We start from the raw sequence: 15,801 nt of genomic DNA, 5'->3' as shown, positions 1-15,801 counted from the left end.
ATGCTACTGGCCGACCATGCGGCGGCTCTGTATCCGGAACTCGGTCGGCGAAATCCTCATTCGCTTGCGAAACACCTTGGCGAGACGGTCGCCGTTGCCCATGCCCGTGCGGCGCGCGATTTTGTCGACCGGCAATTCGGATTCGGTCAAGAGGCTGCACGTCACGGCAAGGCGTTCGTGCAACAGAAAACTCGATGGCGTGATGCCCATTTCCATCTTGAAGCGGCGCAGGAAGTTGCGTTCGCTCATCGCCGCGAACTGCGCGGCGTCCGCAATCGAAATCGATTGCTGGCAGTTTTCCTGCAGCCAGCGAGCCGCCGCGCGTACCTTGTCGCCTGGCGTCAGCGCGCCGTCTTCGCTAAGAAGCGGCGCGAGGTTCGAGCACGAATCGGCAAGCAGGCGCTCAGCAACGGTGCGCGCAGCCGCCGCGCCCAGGTCGCGCTTGATCATGCCGAGCGCGCTGCGCATCGACTCGAGGCGATCGCCGGCGTCGGCGCCCTGCTCGCTCTGACGCGATGTTTTCGCCGACTCGTCGCGCAATGCATAGGTGCCGCTTGCGTCGGGTAAGTAAGCCGCGTCGAGCAGCGCGCGTCCTTCCGCGATCGGCCGGATCATGCCGGTGTTGTGCCGCACGCGGCGCAGCCACGCGATCAGGCGCTCGTCCCGCGCCGCCGCGATGGCGCCCTTGCCGCCTGCTACGTACAGCGCGTCGAAGCCGCTGTAATGTCGCGCGTCGAGTCCATCGGTCCACACGCGCAGAGCCGACGACGACGTCACCATGCCGCCATCGGCGGAGAGGAAGCACACGTCGTATGAACAGCCGCTCGGGCCCGAGGAAGCCAGTTCATTCGCTGCCTGGAACACTTCGGCTACAACGCCGGCGCCTTGCAGCGAGCAGTCGTTGAACATCAGTATCGCGATGCGGCGCATGCCTTTGTTCGGTGCGTGCACCCAACGCAGCATGGCAGACTCGAGACTCGCGCAGGTCATAGCTATCCTCACCAGAAAACGGATTTACTTTCACCATCAACGGCCACGCCGGGGCCGACTCTGAGCAGTGCATCATAGCCACCACTAGTCAAGTATTTAGCCGCCATGACCGATAGTGCTGACATGTTGGCGCATTGACAGGAGTAGCTCGCGGTGATTTTCGGCAATATTCCGCCAACACCGAATTGCACCGAATTAATTGCCGATTCGACATATCATTGAATTGGCGTTGTGCGAATCTTAGTTCAAAGCAGAAGTCGATTTCGTTCGCCACCGCACACTGGTTCGCTACTCAAAAAAGGGCGGTTACAATTCGATCCGCACGGAACCAGGGCCAAAATAAAGGCATTTTCGCCAACGAATGGAGCGGTTGCGCACAAACTCTCCCGCTTGTGCAGATTTCCCCGCGCAACCGCCGCGCAGGTTTCGGCTGACGATAGGAACCGCGCACTTCAATAACGCGAAGCAGTGTCTAATATAGGCACCTTGCGCAGCCTTTCGGTTATTTAATTTGTTCTTATTGGGTGCATTCAATATAAATACGGCGATTAATGTTTCAGACCTGAAACATGGGGAATAACGGCCGTTAAGATGACAGCGCAATTGACGGACCCGCGGCGGATCGCGCGAGACGCGCGCCAGTCGGAAACGGCCAGAAGCTTGCGGAAATGCACTATGCGGTTTCCGCAACATGCAGCAACGGACACTACGTCGCGGCGGCTCTGGCCTGGTGAAGTAGCAGTTTGACGACGCTCGCGCGACGAGACACAGCGCGAGCAGCACGGGATACACGGGGGATGGTATGTCGAATTCAAACAGGCATCGCGCAGTGCGAAGCATTATAAGGTCCGTGCCGGGGCGCACGACTGCATGTGCGGTTCTTTTCGCGGCGCTCTGCGTATCGGCAGTTGAATGCCAGGCAGCGACGGCGCAGGTCGATACGAAGGCGTCTGACGGCAAGGGCCTGCGTTGCTCGGCGCCTTCGTCGCAAGCAAGCGCAGCGTCCGCAGGCGATCTGATCGAAGCGGATACACCGAGCGACGGCACGCGTCTCTTCGCCGCATCGAAACCGTTTGCGCTTGTGTTCACCACGCGCGCGCCGCAAAACGATACGCTCATCTGGCAGATACGCGACACGTGGAATGTTGTGCGTGCAAGCGGTCGCTTCAGCGTCGCCGCTGGCGCAATGTCATGGATGCTCAATTGCGCATCGACGATAGCGGGCTATTTTGCCGTGTCCGCGTCGCTCGAACGCGCGCAGGGTGAACTGTCATCGCGCGGCACGCGGCCGGCCGGCATCGCCACTTTCGGCGTGCTGCCCGATACCGCGGCCACGCTACCGGCCGTACGCTTTCCGTATGAAGACCTGCATCGGTTCGGCGGCCAGGGCACCGCGTATCTCGCGCCCGGTCAGCATTGCTGCGACGGCGACGGTTATCGTCCGGTCTATACCGCGCTCGGCCTCACGTGGATAAACGACAACCGCAACTGGTACATGGAAGAGCCGGACAAACCCGGCACCTTCGATCCCGCGAAGAAGCAGCTCACGCCCTACCTGCAACGCGGCGATCTCTTGCGTCTGATCCAGCTCGACGGCATTCCGCAATGGGCGAGCCGGACGGGCAAGCAAACTCATAGCTATGCACCCACTTCACTTGCGCAGATGAAGGAGTACATGGCGAAGGTCGGCGCGGAATCGAATCGCGTTCGCACGACTTATTTTCCGAAGCAGCGCGACAACTACTATCAGGTCACCTGGGAGCCCGACGCCGACGGCGGTTTGCCGTGGCGCGACAGCGACGCGAATTTCGTCGCGATGTACAAGGCCGTGTGGGAAGGCATCCATCAGACAGATCCGCATGCCGTGGTGATGGGCCTCACGTATTCATCGGTGCAAGGCAACGTGACGTGGATGCGCCGCTTGGGTCCGCTCGGCATCGGCCGCTATATGGACGGCATGACCGTGCACGGCTATTACGACATTGGCACGACGCCGTCGCATCCGCCGGAGCGCGTGGCCGACACGCGCAATCAGGGCACAGTATCGGGCGCGCTCGCTGCGTCGATGCGCGCATTGCGCCACGAAATGCGGCAATACCTGAAGCCCGGCGCGCCGCTATTCGTGACCGAGACGGGCATCAGTTACGACATCGGCGAATCGTATGGCAAGCGCTATCCGGGCGCTGACGTGCTGTATGCGCAGGCGGCGGTCGTCGCGCGCACGCATCTGATTCTGCTCGGCGAAGGCGCCGACATGACCTACGTGTTCTATCTCGCGGACATGCCGGACGCGGCGCCCGGCTACGGCATCTTCTTCGAACTCGAACACGCCAAAGGCGCGTATGGTCCATCGCGCATCAGCCCCAAACCGGCGGCGCTCGCGGTGGCGGCGATGACGCGCATCGTCGACGGAACGAGCACGCTCGGGCCTCTCAAAGCGTTGCCGAACGGCGTCCATGCGTACGCATTTCGAAGGCTCGGCGGCGGCAAGATCGTGACCGCGCTCTGGACTCACGACAACGACAAATGGAGCGCGAAAACCGGCTTCAACGCGGGGCAAAGCGTCGAATATCGCTTGCGTGTCGACGCGCCCGGCACGAGCGGCGAAGTCACCACGCTCGACATGATGGGCAACGCGACGGCGGTGCCGTATCGCGACGGCGTCGCAACATTGAAACTGTCCCCCACGCCTTTATACGTGGTGTCGAACAACGCCGACGTATTCAAGGACGCTGTCACTACGCCGGAAGGTTACGTCGCCCGCTAGCCAATCCGGCTCGAAGTCATGCGGCGAGAACTACGCGAACTACGAGAACTACGCGAACCGCGATAGCTAGCGCACAGAACACCGCGGCCGCCGCAATTAGCATCTGTATCGACGCGCGGGGGGCGCTAATAATGAACGGGGTTGCGTGGATCATGCTCGTGCTGGCCGCGATAGCCGGCGCATTCGCGTTTGCGGCGGCAGGCACACTCATGCTTTTGCTGCTGATCGCGGACGTCGCGCAAAGACTGACTCGCGACGACGACAGCCGTGGCGACTACTAACACTGCTTGCGCCACGGAAATCGCCGTGGCAATAGCGAGCTTGCTCGGGAACCAGCATGCTGACGGAAATCGACTTCCTCGATGTTGTTCGTTTGACGCCGCTCGTTGCGATCGATCTGCTCGTTCGCGATGCAGACGGACGCGTTCTGCTCGGTCATCGCCGCAATCGGCCCGCACGCGGCACATGGTTCGTTCCCGGCGGCCGCATCCTCAAGGACGAAACGCTCGACGCCGCTTTCTCGCGCATCGCCGACGCCGAACTCGGCATCGCGAAACTCGCACGTTCCTCGGCGCGCTTCGAAGGCGTATTCGAACATCACTACAGCGATAATTTCGCGGGCGAGCCTGGCGTGTCGACGCATTACATTGTGCTTGCTTATGCGTTGTCGGTAGCGAGTGCGCAGCCGGTCGGCCGGCCCGATCAGCACAGCGAATATCTGTGGCTCACGCCTCACGAACTGCTCGCACGCGACGACGTCCATGAAAACACCAAGGCGTATTTCCGTTAGTACTTCCGCTAGTGTTTCCGTTAACGCAGCTACCGTATGCACAGTGTTAGCCCGCCAACGTGGAACGTCAGATGATTGCAGTATGATCGAGCGCACTATAAAAGGCTCGAATGCACATGCGATCATCGGCGGCCCGTGTTGTTCGGAGAATATGCATTGCGCTCGGCGCGCTCTTCGCGCTGCTCGCGTTGGCCGTGTTACCAACGGCAGCGCGCGCGGCGGACTGCAAGGCGGGAACGCTCGTCACCGTCGTTGCGCATCTGGACGACGATCTGCTGTTCGTCGATCCCGCGATTAGCGAGCGTCTCGATGCCGGATGGTGCATCACCACAGTTCATCTGATCGGCGGCGCAAACGGCGCCAGGCTCCCCTATGTGCTGACGCGCGAGCAAGCGTCGCGGCTCGCGTATGCGCGCATGGCCGGTGTGCCCGACGCATGGAACGAGTCGAGCGTCGAGATCGCCGGCAAGCTCGTGCATGAAATGGTGCTGAAAGCCAAGCCGCAGGTTCGGCTGCTCGAACTGCGGCTGCCGGGCGGCGGCGTGCGCGGCGGCCGCGAGCCGCTCGGCTTGTTATGGGAACAGCGCGCAACGCTATCCACGTATCCGATCAACGCGGACGGCTCGGGGCGCATGAAGTACGATCGCGAGTCGCTCTCCGCGACACTGAAGGCGATTCTCGCTCAGGCCACGCTGATCTACACACTTAATCCGGATACCGTACCATTTGTCGAGCACCCGGATCACATTCTCGCCGCGCGCATAACGCGTCATGTCGCGCAGACGCTCGGCAACAGCGTGCCGATCGTCTACCACGTGACTTATCCCACCGGCGGCTGGCCCGGCAATCTTCCTGCTGCCGAGGTGCAACGCAAGCGCGACATCGTCGCGAGCTACTTTTCCGTCGACGGAAGCGAGTCGTCGCATGTGTTCGGCGAATTCCAGTGGGACGGCAACTGGATCGCGCGACGCTATGCGTTCGCGGACCGCAGCGATCGCCGTGTGCCGGACTTCGTCGCGCGCCCGATCACGCTATTCAACGTGGCGACGAACCGCTGTGTGACCGCGCCCGGCATGAACCAGGCGCCCACACTCGCCGCGTGCAACGGATCGGCCGCGCAGCAATGGCGATGGGAACCGCTCACGGTGTATCCCGGCAATGCACGCAACGCCGCGCTCGTGAGTGTGGCCACGTCGCAATGCATTGCCGAGCGCGACGGTTATCTGCGCGCGGAAAGCTGCGATCAATGGGACCTCGCGCAACGCTGGACGCCTTGGGACTTCGGCTTCGTCTACACGCCGATGCGTCACTGCCTCGGCGAAACCGGCGGCAAGCTGACGATGCGCGGCTGTGCGGCGCTCACCACGCGTTACCGCTGGGCCACGACGCAGCACATTCAGGCCAACGATCTGCGGCTCGCGACCGCCATGTATGCCGACGTGACGGGAACGGGCGACGCGTCCGCCGTCTACGTGCAACGGCAGCACGACGGCCCTGGATTCGATGTCTATGTCGCGTCGCTGGAACGCGCCGCGCCGCCGGCGCTGTGGTACAAGGCCGCGGTTCCATTCGATGCACGCGCCACCGCGCCAAGCTGCGCGGGCGACAAGTTGTGCTTCGACAGCGCGCGCTTTCTGCTCGGCGACTTCGACGGCGACGGCAAGGCGGATCTGATGATCGTCACCGCGCGCGAGAACGGCACCGCCTTCTGGCTGCTGCGCAGCGCGGGCGACCACTTCGACGCGCCGCGCCTCTGGCTGCAAACAAGTACCGCATTCAAGCCCGAGCTGACGCAGCAATATGTGGCCGCGGATTTCACCGGCACGCATCGCGCGAGTGTGCTGATTGCACAGAAGCGCGCGGACAGCGGACTCGATTTGTGGCTCGCGTCCTCGAACGGCGCGGCAAGCACTGCTGCACAGCCCACGCTCGTCGCAGAAGCCAAAGGTCTCACGCAGAATGCGACGCTCTTGCCGTTCGGCAAGGCGGGCTCGCGCTCATCGCTCGTCGCGCTGGAGACAGTGCAAGAACGCGTGTCGCTCACGGTCATACGCAACGACAACGCGGGCATGACGATCGGCGAACGCAAAATGCTGCCGGCCGGCTTCATGCCAGGCTTCGTGAAGCCCGCGGTCGCCTCGCTGCACGGCGAAGATCGCGACACGCTGCTGCTGGTCACGCCGCGCCTCGACGGCACCGACGCAGACGCGCTGATCGACATTGCGGCGCTTGATATCGCCGACGCGACTGCCGTGCCCGCGCATGTCGCTTCGTTGCGCGGCATGTCGTGGTCGGATGTGTTTCCGGCCTACGTTCACGGCAAGCAAGGCGCGGCGCTCGCGCTTTATCGTCGAGTGGACGCGACGCTCGGCGACTTCTACTTCACGGGCGGCGCTCCGGCGCTGTCGCGCTATCCGCTGAAAAACGGCCTGACGCTGGGCACGCCGCAGGATCTCGGCGAATTGCCGGGGCTTTTTTCGGAGACGGTGCGAATCGACCGGCTCGCTCAATAACGTCGTGTGACGCGTAAAGAAGCGGCCGGTCGATCGTGTCAGGCAGACATGCGCAAAGGCTCTGCGAACTTGCGCACGATCGACATATAGCGATCCGCCGTGTCATGCAACGTATAACCGGCGAGCTGCCGGTGCGCGCGCGGCGTATTCAGCGCGTTAGCGAGCGCATGGCCGTACGCTTCGACGTCCGTCGTATCGACGAGGCTCACGCCGGGCAGGCTGCTCGCAAAGCCGAACGAAGGAATCCGGTTCGCGACGACCGGAATGCCGGACGCCAGCGCCTCGAGAAAGCCAATGCTCTGCGCTTCGAAACGCGAGGGCATCGCGAACACGCGCGACGAACGCAACACCGCGGCGACGTCCGAGCGCGGTCCGCATACGGTCACTTTGCTCTCGAGTCCAAGCTCTCTGACTAGCGACACCACCGCGCGGTGATAGTCGAGTTCTTCGACCACGCCGCAAAGCAGCAGACGTGCTTCGGGTTCCACCTGCAAGACGCGCTCGAACGCGCGAACGGTGTGCAACTGACTCTTTGCTTCTATGTACCGGCCGAGCTGCACGATCTGCTTCGGCGGCACCGCGCTGTCATGCGCAGGCGTGGCGTCCGGCGCGGCGAATTGCGACGCGTCCACACCATTAGGAATCACAACCATCGACGGATGTCTGCCGATCTCGCGCATATAGTCGTCGAGATTCTGCTGCGACACGCCGATGATCGCACTAGCTCGCCGCGACAGCAGTCGTTCGGCGCGTTTGAGCGCGCCGTTCTCGAAGTCGTTGACGCCCGAGTGCATCACCCATGCGATAGGCGTATGCACCGGCAACAAACGCACATAGAGCGCCGCAAGCGTCGCATGCGCAATGATGAAATCCGGCCGAAACTCGCGCACTACGCGATACAGGTGCACCAGCTTGCCCGCGCGGCCATGACGCACTTGCGGAAAGCGGCACATGACGCCGGCCGCGTTGAGCTCCGCGCGAATGTCGGCGAAATCGTCCTGCTGCGGCAGCAGCGAAGTCATACAGACTTCATGCCCGGCACGCTGATGATGAATTGCAAGCCCTTTGACGAGTACTTCTGCCCCCGACAATCGTGGTGCGTGAACCAGTTGAAGAATCCTCACGATTTATCTCTCTGATGACCGCCCGCTTCACAGCGGCGAGATGATCCGCGCACGTGAGCAAAAACGGCCCACTCGACGCTCTCATCCGATAGTTAGTATGTGGCGCGCATTCGTGACGCGCGTCGTCTCCGAAACCCGCGACTTGCCGATGCACCGGCAACCGTCGCCAGAAAACGTTACACCCAACATCCTGCAAATTTGCGCCAAGGCCAAGACTTCTTCCGCTGTGAAATGCGCGGTATCGCCCATTCCGGACGCAAATCCGCCGCCGCTGCCGTTGCGATCCGAACGACCGCGCGGCGCCGCGAACTCGTGGCGGCAATCAACGTGCGCTACCGCACATTGCCGGAAAGATTATTGAAGCGCGAGCACGTTTGTTCTCGCGCCCAGTGCGCTACTTCGAGATGTCCTCCAGTGCGACGTCGCGCGTCTTCGGCCCGAGTGTGCCGATAGCGAGCATCACGATCACCATCGCACTCGAAATGAATGCGAACACGCCATTCACTCCAAACTCTCTCAGGCATCCGGCGATCACGAATGCGGAGAACATCGCCGAAAGCCGGCTCCACGAATAGACGAAACCGACCGCGCGTGCGCGAATGCTGGTGGGAAAGAGTTCGGCCTGATACGCGTGATAACTGTAGGAAATGATGTTGCCGGCCAGCACGAGACACACGCCGAGACTCACGAGCAGCACCGTTTCGCGCGCCTGGCTGAACAGCAGCCCGCACACGACGTTGACCGCGGCCATACAGATGATCACCGTCTTGCGCTCGAAGCGGTCCGCAATCAGCAAGCCCAGCAGCGGTCCGAGCGGCGCGGCCACGGCGATGATGCTCGCGTACATCAGGCTCGTCGTCACCGTGATGCCCTGCTTGATCAGCAAGGTCGGAATCCAGTTCGCGAAGCCGTAGTAGCCCATCGTCTGGAAGACGTGAAAGATGATCAGCATCAGCGTGCGCTTGCGATACGGCGGCACGAGCAGATCGCGGAACGCAGCGCGCGCCCGCACCGGCTCGGGCAATGCAGGCTCCGGCAGCGCGCGTCCATACTCGCGTTCGACTCGCGCCTCGAGCCGCGTCATGATCGCGTCCGCTTCGTCGAGGCGGCCTTTTTGCGCGAGCCAGCGCGGACTCTCCGGCAAACCGAGGCGAATCCACCAGACGACGATCGCGCCCATAACGCCGGTCAATACGACGAGACGCCAGCCGTCGAGACCGAAATATTGATGCGGCACCAGCAGATACGAGAGAAACGCGACGATCGGCACCGCGCAAAAACCCACGGCCTGCGAGCACGCCGACGCGCGGCCGCGCACATGCTTCGGCACCAGTTCGGAGATGTACGTGCCGATCGTCACGATCTCCACGCCGATGCCGATGCCCGCGATGAAGCGCCACACGTTCAGTCCGAGCGCCGTGTCCTGAAACGCCATGACGATGTTCGCCGCCGTGTACCACAGCAGCGACCATGTGAAGATCGCGCGCCGCCCGAAGCGATCGGCAAGAAAACCGCAAGCCGCCGTGCCGATGAAAAGCCCCGCGAACAATGCGGCGATAAAGCTCGCGACACCGCTCGTGCCAAACAGACCATGCGTCGTCGCGGTGAGAATGCCGCTCTTCACGAGGCCCGGCGCGATGTAGCCGGAGAACATGAGGTCGTACAGTTCGAAGAAGAGCCCGAGGCTCAGCAACATCACGAGCTTCCAGATGGAACGCGTGGCCGGCAGGCGGTCGAGCCGCGCCGAAATGCGCGCGCCGCCAAGGGCGATTTCTTCGGCACGGCCGCCCGCCGCTGCGCCGGCGCCCGAAGGCAAGCCGAGCGCGCCGGCATCGCCGAGCGCTGTTGCATACACTGTTTGATTCGACGACTTCATCGTCTGTCTCCTTGAATGCCGGTCTGTTGCCGGTTAAGCCTGGTTGACCGCGTGCGCGACAAGAAACCCCTATGCGGCTTCGCGCGGCGTCTGATTTGAACCGCTCGTCAACGAGGCGATTCGCGCGTCGTCATAGCCGAGTTCGCGCAGCACCTCAGCCGTGTGCTCGCCGATCTTCGCGATCGGCTGACGCGGCTGCAAACGCTCACCGTCGATTGAAATGGGCAGCAGCGGCATCGCGGTTTCGCTGCCGTCGTCGAGCGTGAGACGCGCGAGGCCGCCGCTTTCGTTCAGATGCGGATCGTCGAACAGTTCTTCGGGCTTCACGATCGACGCGAACGGAATATGGTCGCGTTCGAACAGCGGCACGAGCGCCGCGCCGTCGAATTCCCGCAGCGTTTCGCCGAGCGTCTGCAACAGCCATGAGCGCGCGAGCACCCGATCGTTGTTGGTTGCGAGACGGGGGTCGGCGAGCAGATCGGCGCGGCCGAGAATCGCGCACAACGCGCGCCATTGACCGTCGCCCGTTGCGGCAATGAACATCTGCTCGTCGCCGGCAAGCGTGAACACGTCATACACGGCCCATGCGCTGATGCGCTCGGGCATCGGCGCAGGCGCCACGCCGGTGGCCGCATACTGCTGCATGTGCTGCGCGGACAGCAGCACGCAGTTCTCGAAGAGCGCGCTCTGCACTTCCTTGCCGCGTCCGCTCGCATGCCGTTCGTGCAGCGCGGCCAGCACGCCGATCGCGCCGAACATGCCGCCCATGATGTCGTTGACCGAACTGCCCGCGCGCAGCGGACGGCCCACGGGGCCCGTCATATACGCGAGGCCGGCCATCATCTGCACGACTTCGTCGAGCGCGAGCCGGTGCTCATAAGGCCCGTTGAGAAAGCCCTTGTGCGAAACGTAGATGAGCTTCGGGTTGCGCTCGCGCAGCGACGCGTAGTCGAGACCGAGGCTCGCCATGCGGCCCGGCTTGAAGTTTTCGACGAACACATCGGCGGTATCGACGAGCTCATGCAGCGCGGCAAGTCCCGCCTCGCTATCGAGGTCGAGCGCGACGCTCTTCTTGTTGCGATTGAAGGTGCGGAAAAAACCCGCGCCGGTGCCGAGCAGGCGCCGCGTGCCGTCGCCGCGCGGCGGCTCGACCTTGATGACTTCGGCGCCGAGATCGCCGAGGATCATCCCGCACGTCGGACCCATCACCATATGCGAAAGCTCGATCACGCGAATGCCGGCGAGCGGCAACGCGCGTTGCGGCGCGTCGGCGGCGGAATTGTCGGTAAAAGAAGAGGCGTTCATTGCGGCACCTGCGAGCACGAAGGAGTTGAAGATTGGCTGGGTTGGGAGATCGCGAACTGCTTCGGCACACCGGCGCGCGCGAGGTAGCCGTAGAGCGGCTCGCCCGGCAAGGCATCGGCGAGCACGTCGCGCGACGCGATCAGGCGGGCAAGGTCGATGCCGGTTTGATAGCCCATGCTGTCGAGCATGAACACGAGGTCTTCGGTGTTGACGTTGCCCATCGCGCCAGGCGCATGCGGGCAGCCGCCGAGTCCGGCGAGCGACGCGTCGAATTCGCGGATGCCGTGTTGCAGCGCGATCAGCGTATTCGCGAGGCCGAGGCCGCGCGTGTCGTGGAAATGCAGCGAGCGCAGCTTGTCGCCCGCGACGCCGCGCACGAGGTCGATGATCTCGCCGACCTGACGCGGCGTGGCTTCGCCGGTCGTGTCGCCGAGCGCGATGACATCGGCGCCTGCGTTGACGGCGTCGCGTGCGATCGCGGCGATGTCCGCGTAAGGCACCGCGCCTTGCAGCGTGCAGCCGAATACCGTCGACAAACCGGCGATCAGTTGCACACGCCGCGTGCCTGCGCCTTGCGCGCTGTCGATCGCGTCGCGCATGGTTGCGAACGCATCGACCATTTCGGCGGGCGTCTTGCGCACGTTTGCGAGGCTGTGCGCGGCGCTCACCGAAATCGGCGCGACGATCCGATGCACGCCCGCTTCAAGTGCGCGTTGCGCGCCCTTCAGATTGGGCACGAGCGCGGTCACGATGAGATCGTCGTAGCCGAGTGCGTGAGCGATGACTTCGTCGGCGTCGGCCATCTGCGGCAACAGTTTCGCCGGCACGAACGACGCCACTTCCATGTGCCGCACGCCGGCGGCATACGCGGCATCGATCCAGCGGCGCTTGAATTCGGTGGGCATGGTTCGCGCGATGCTTTGCAGACCGTCGCGCATGCCGACTTCGGTTATGACGACGCGTTCCTTCGTATCGCTCATGTCGCTCATGTCGCTCATGGGTTGAATTCCTGCGGAGAAATGCGGGGAAATGAAGCACGGATCACAGCGTGCCTGCGCGCGTGCGCGTAGCAAAGTCTGCGTTGACGAAGCACTCCATCGCCGTTGACGATGGCCGGCGAGGCAAGCGGGACGGCCGTGCGGCGTCGCAGAGGGAAAACCCCTAAGGGCTTTTCAGAAGGGGCGGGGCGTGCGTGGAGCGTGAGTAGTTAGCGCAACCGCGGCGCAACGCCCTAAACCGCGCGCAGCAAATGATCCAGCAGATGCGACGCGGCAAGCGTCAGCGCGCCGCGGTCGCGCACGCAGATCACGAAGCGCCGCTCGGCCCATGCGTCGCGCAACGGCACGGCGACGATGCCGTATTCGTCAGCGGCATGGCGGGGCAGCGCTTCGCCTGGCAGAATCGCCACCGCGAGGCCGGCCTGGATGAAGCGATACGCGGCGTCGAAGGTCGACACGTACGTGCGGTAGTTCAACTCGCGCCCTTTCTCGGCCGCGATCCGCTGCATCAGCGCATTGACCGATGCGTTCGACGAGAGCCCGAGATGATCGAAGGCGAGCGTCTGCTCGAAGTCGACGTTGGCCTCGGCGGCAAGAGGATGGCCGCGCGGCACGATCAGCGCGAGATGGTCGGCGCGGTACGGCAGCGCGTCGAGACTGCCCATCGGCACGACGTCGCGGCAAATGCCGAGATCGGCAACGCCTTCCTCGAGACCGCGCACGATCTCCGCGCTCACGCGCTCTTCGACATCCACGCGAATCTGCGGATTGGCCTTCAGGAATTCGGACAAGGCCTCGGGCAAAAACTCGACCATCGACGATACGTTCGCCAGCACGCGCACGTGCCCGCGCGCGCCGGCTGCGTACTGGCTGAGTTCGGCCTGCATGCGTTCGTGGCCGCGCATGATGAGCCGCGCATGCCGCAACAGCGCCTCGCCGGCGGCCGTCGCGCGCACGCCGCGCTGACTGCGCGAAAGCAGCGCGACGTCGACGAGCGCTTCGAGATCGGCGAGCCGCTTGCTGACCGCCGAAGGCGCGATGAACTCGCGCTCCGCGGCGCGCGCGATGGTGCCTTCCTCGCACACGGCGATGAACAAGCGCAACGTCACCTGATCGATCTGCCACATGGGCATCGGCTCCGAGGATTTGAGTGCGGAAAATTATGCCCGATGAGAAGCGGCAGCCGCGCGAGGCCAGGGTATTCACGGTTAGTGACATTGTGGGGAGTCGGCGCTTGCTCGCGGGATGCGCTGTGGCTATGCTGGGCGATGGTCTTGGGAGGCGGCGGGTTGCAGATTTTAGACACACATCGCTCGCCCCACGCTATCCGAACAACAACCACCGGAACCCGCCATGTCGATGACCAGCCTCTTCTTCACCGCCGCCGGCGTCGGACTCGCGATTGCCGCGCCGGTCGGCCCGATGGGCATGCTCTGCATTCGCCGCACGTTGACCGGCGGTCCCCGCGCGGGGCTTGCGATCGGCCTCGGCATAGCAACGGGCGACGCGTTGTATGGCCTGATCGCCGCGCTCGGCCTCGTCAGCATCTCGCAGTTCATGCTGGCTTATGACCGGCCGCTGCATCTGCTCGCCGGCTTGTTCCTGCTGTATCTCGGTGTGCGCACGCTGCTGCAAAAAGCGCCGGCAGACACGGCCAACGGCGAACCAGACGGCAATGGCAACGGCAACAGCAAGCTCGCGCAAGTGGGCCGCGCCGGCGCGTTGCGTGCCTACGCGAGCTCCCTGTTGCTCACGCTGACGAACCCGCAAACGGTCATCATGTTTGCCGCGCTGTTCACGACGCTCGCGCCGCGCGGCGCATTTTCATCGACGATCGCGCTGACGACCGTCGGCGGCGTGTTCTGCGGCTCGATCGCGTGGTGGTGTTTCCTCGTGACCGTGGTGTCGCTGGCGCGGCATGCGATCGGCAGCAAGCTGCGGCTCGCGATCGACCGGTTCGTCGGCGTCATGCTGGCGGCGTTCGGCGTCGTCGAAATTCGCCGCGCGCTCTGAGCGGCGCGCCGCTCTCAACCCCGCTCTCAGACCTCGCGGCACGCCCGCTTCCGCGCATTCCGTACGCTGCGGCGTCAGTTTTGCGACAATAGCGGCTTTCGCCGCGCCGGGCGCCGCCTTCTTTCCAGCTTGCCGACCCGCGTCGGCGGTCGAGGCACGCGCGCCGCCCGTGCCCTAACCGTCAATCCACCGACCGCCCGCGGTCTCTTCAATGGCTCTTCCGCATATCGATCTGCTGTACTCCGCGTCCGGCCTGTTCGTCGGCTTTCTGGTCGGACTGACGGGCGTGGGCGGCGGCTCGCTGATGACGCCGATTCTGGTGCTGCTCTTCAACGTGCATCCGGCGACGGCCGTCGGCACCGACCTCCTGTACGCGGCCGCCACCAAGGCGACGGGCACGCTGGTCCACGGCCTGAAGGGTTCCGTCGACTGGCAGGTGACGCTGCGGCTCGCGGCCGGCAGCGTGCCCGCCGCGACCATCACGCTGCTGCTGTTGCACCGCTACGGGATGGACACGCCGGGCGCGAGCCGGCTGATCCAGCTTGTCCTCGGCGCCGCGCTGCTCGTGACCGCGGTCGCGCTCGTGTTCCGCCCGCAACTCGCCGCGCTGGGCGCGCACCGCCGCCGCACGCCGAGCCAGGGGCGCACGCTTGTGCTCACCATGCTGACGGGCGCGGTGCTTGGCGTGCTGGTGTCGCTGACTTCGGTGGGCGCGGGGGCGATCGGCGTGACCGTGTTGCTGCTGCTTTATCCGCTGCTGCCGACCATGCGCATCGTCGGCTCGGACATCGCGCATGCGGTGCCGCTCACGCTGCTCGCGGGTGCGGGCCATTGGCTGCTCGGTTCCGTCGACTGGTCGATGCTGCTGTCGCTGCTGGTCGGCTCGCTGCCGGGCATCGCGATCGGCAGCATGCTGTCCGCGCGCGCACCCGATGCGCTGCTGCGCAATCTGCTCGCCGCCACGCTCACGCTGGTCGGCGTGCGTCTCGTGCTGGCCTGAGAGCGGCGCTGGGGGTGGTGCTGAGGGTGCCCGCCGCCGTGACGCGAATCATCTGAAGAAGCGGCAGGTGAGATCGGCCTCGAACTGTCTGACCCATTGACCCTGACGGTCGTAATAGGATTGCGCCCAGCCGCCGCGCCGCACGGTGACGAGGCGTCCCTGGGCGGGATCGGCCGGATCGGCGTGAACGCTGACGTCGAAATGCGCGGGCGCGAAGCCGTGCCGCGCGCAGACCAGTTCGAAAGCGGCGCGGTCGGTGATGGGCAGATCGGTATAGCGCAGGAGCGTGGTTTGCATGGCGATGACTCCGGTTCTCCATGCACACAGTACGCTTGGGGCAGCGTCCCAAATGTGTCATTGCGCACAGTCGGACGACGGCGCAGCACCGCACCGCATCGAGCTATGGCGACGCCATCGTCGCTGCT

General features: G+C 64.1%; 13 protein-coding genes. 6 read left to right on the top strand and 7 right to left on the bottom strand.

The window, feature by feature from the left end; genetic code table 11:
• Positions 1-3 precede the first annotated feature (3 nt).
• Entirely contained in the window at positions 4-990 is a 987-nt protein-coding gene (locus tag P0D87_RS11410; protein WP_006047809.1) for a helix-turn-helix domain-containing protein, read from the bottom strand.
• Positions 991-1,792: 802 nt separating this feature from the next.
• Between P0D87_RS11410 and P0D87_RS11405 the strand changes: the two genes are divergently transcribed.
• From P0D87_RS11405 to P0D87_RS11390, 4 genes are all read left to right on the top strand, one after another.
• The gene (locus P0D87_RS11405; protein ID WP_408636823.1) at positions 1,793-3,757 is read left to right on the top strand and encodes a hypothetical protein; all 1,965 of its coding nucleotides are present in this window, start codon (positions 1,793-1,795) and stop codon (positions 3,755-3,757) included.
• A gap of 131 nt (positions 3,758-3,888) precedes the next feature.
• Positions 3,889-4,038: a hypothetical protein gene (locus P0D87_RS11400; RefSeq protein ID WP_321175775.1), complete on the top strand. Its 150-nt coding sequence runs from the start codon at positions 3,889-3,891 to the stop codon at positions 4,036-4,038.
• A 56-nt stretch (positions 4,039-4,094) separates the two neighbouring features.
• Complete coding sequence (locus tag P0D87_RS11395) at positions 4,095-4,547, top strand: GDP-mannose mannosyl hydrolase (RefSeq protein WP_006047812.1); 453 nt, start codon at positions 4,095-4,097, stop codon at positions 4,545-4,547.
• A gap of 116 nt (positions 4,548-4,663) precedes the next feature.
• Positions 4,664-7,060, top strand: a complete 2,397-nt coding sequence (locus P0D87_RS11390) for an RICIN domain-containing protein (RefSeq protein ID WP_408636822.1) — start codon at positions 4,664-4,666, stop codon at positions 7,058-7,060.
• 38 nt (positions 7,061-7,098) lie between these two features.
• Here P0D87_RS11390 and P0D87_RS11385 read toward each other — a convergent pair whose 3' ends face one another.
• The 5 genes from P0D87_RS11385 to P0D87_RS11365 all read right to left on the bottom strand — a co-directional run bounded on the left by P0D87_RS11385 (position 7,099) and on the right by P0D87_RS11365 (position 13,490).
• Positions 7,099-8,184 (bottom strand): glycosyltransferase family 4 protein, encoded by a 1,086-nt coding sequence (locus tag P0D87_RS11385; protein WP_029970375.1) that lies wholly within the window; start codon positions 8,182-8,184, stop codon positions 7,099-7,101.
• Positions 8,185-8,578: 394 nt separating this feature from the next.
• Entirely contained in the window at positions 8,579-10,060 is a 1,482-nt protein-coding gene (locus tag P0D87_RS11380; protein ID WP_053857574.1) for an MFS transporter, read from the bottom strand.
• Between the two features lie 69 nt (positions 10,061-10,129).
• Positions 10,130-11,365: a CaiB/BaiF CoA transferase family protein gene (locus P0D87_RS11375; RefSeq protein WP_053857573.1), complete on the bottom strand. Its 1,236-nt coding sequence runs from the start codon at positions 11,363-11,365 to the stop codon at positions 10,130-10,132.
• Positions 11,362-12,345, bottom strand: a complete 984-nt coding sequence (locus tag P0D87_RS11370) for a hydroxymethylglutaryl-CoA lyase (protein ID WP_408636832.1) — start codon at positions 12,343-12,345, stop codon at positions 11,362-11,364. The genes P0D87_RS11375 and P0D87_RS11370 overlap by 4 nt, the downstream gene beginning before the upstream one ends.
• 251 nt (positions 12,346-12,596) lie before the next feature.
• Positions 12,597-13,490, bottom strand: a complete 894-nt coding sequence (locus tag P0D87_RS11365) for a LysR family transcriptional regulator (RefSeq protein ID WP_053857572.1) — start codon at positions 13,488-13,490, stop codon at positions 12,597-12,599.
• 226 nt (positions 13,491-13,716) lie between these two features.
• On the opposite strand from P0D87_RS11365, the gene P0D87_RS11360 reads away from it, so the two are divergent.
• Both P0D87_RS11360 and P0D87_RS11355 read left to right on the top strand, forming a co-directional pair.
• A complete protein-coding gene (locus tag P0D87_RS11360; RefSeq protein WP_053857571.1) occupies positions 13,717-14,376 on the top strand; it encodes a LysE family translocator in 660 nt (219 codons plus the stop codon).
• A 211-nt stretch (positions 14,377-14,587) separates the two neighbouring features.
• Complete coding sequence (locus tag P0D87_RS11355) at positions 14,588-15,376, top strand: sulfite exporter TauE/SafE family protein (RefSeq protein WP_006047821.1); 789 nt, start codon at positions 14,588-14,590, stop codon at positions 15,374-15,376.
• A 48-nt stretch (positions 15,377-15,424) separates the two neighbouring features.
• On the opposite strand, the gene P0D87_RS11350 is transcribed toward P0D87_RS11355, so the two are convergent.
• Positions 15,425-15,673, bottom strand: a complete 249-nt coding sequence (locus P0D87_RS11350) for a hypothetical protein (protein WP_006047822.1) — start codon at positions 15,671-15,673, stop codon at positions 15,425-15,427.
• Between the last annotated feature and the right edge of the window lie 128 nt (positions 15,674-15,801).

The organism is Paraburkholderia sp. RL17-368-BIF-A (assembly GCF_046054045.1).
Classification (GTDB): domain Bacteria; phylum Pseudomonadota; class Gammaproteobacteria; order Burkholderiales; family Burkholderiaceae; genus Paraburkholderia; species Paraburkholderia graminis.
Note: the sequence above shows the minus strand (reverse complement) of the source record. Positions and strands in the feature narration are given on the sequence as shown.

What these genes read in the sequence shown, in the direction of transcription:
- P0D87_RS11400 (WP_321175775.1), top strand. Translation starts at nt 3,889, where the DNA reads ATGAACGGGGTTGCGTGGATCATGCTCGTGCTGGCCGCGATAGCCGGC.
- P0D87_RS11390 (WP_408636822.1), top strand. Translation starts at nt 4,664, where the DNA reads ATGCGATCATCGGCGGCCCGTGTTGTTCGGAGAATATGCATTGCGCTC.
- P0D87_RS11370 (WP_408636832.1), bottom strand. Translation starts at nt 12,345, where the DNA reads ATGAGCGATACGAAGGAACGCGTCGTCATAACCGAAGTCGGCATGCGC.
- P0D87_RS11375 (WP_053857573.1), bottom strand. Translation starts at nt 11,365, where the DNA reads ATGAACGCCTCTTCTTTTACCGACAATTCCGCCGCCGACGCGCCGCAA.
- P0D87_RS11380 (WP_053857574.1), bottom strand. Translation starts at nt 10,060, where the DNA reads ATGAAGTCGTCGAATCAAACAGTGTATGCAACAGCGCTCGGCGATGCC.
- P0D87_RS11355 (WP_006047821.1), top strand. Translation starts at nt 14,588, where the DNA reads ATGGCTCTTCCGCATATCGATCTGCTGTACTCCGCGTCCGGCCTGTTC.
- P0D87_RS11350 (WP_006047822.1), bottom strand. Translation starts at nt 15,673, where the DNA reads ATGCAAACCACGCTCCTGCGCTATACCGATCTGCCCATCACCGACCGC.
- P0D87_RS11405 (WP_408636823.1), top strand. Translation starts at nt 1,793, where the DNA reads ATGTCGAATTCAAACAGGCATCGCGCAGTGCGAAGCATTATAAGGTCC.
- P0D87_RS11410 (WP_006047809.1), bottom strand. Translation starts at nt 990, where the DNA reads ATGACCTGCGCGAGTCTCGAGTCTGCCATGCTGCGTTGGGTGCACGCA.
- P0D87_RS11395 (WP_006047812.1), top strand. Translation starts at nt 4,095, where the DNA reads ATGCTGACGGAAATCGACTTCCTCGATGTTGTTCGTTTGACGCCGCTC.
- P0D87_RS11360 (WP_053857571.1), top strand. Translation starts at nt 13,717, where the DNA reads ATGTCGATGACCAGCCTCTTCTTCACCGCCGCCGGCGTCGGACTCGCG.
- P0D87_RS11365 (WP_053857572.1), bottom strand. Translation starts at nt 13,490, where the DNA reads ATGTGGCAGATCGATCAGGTGACGTTGCGCTTGTTCATCGCCGTGTGC.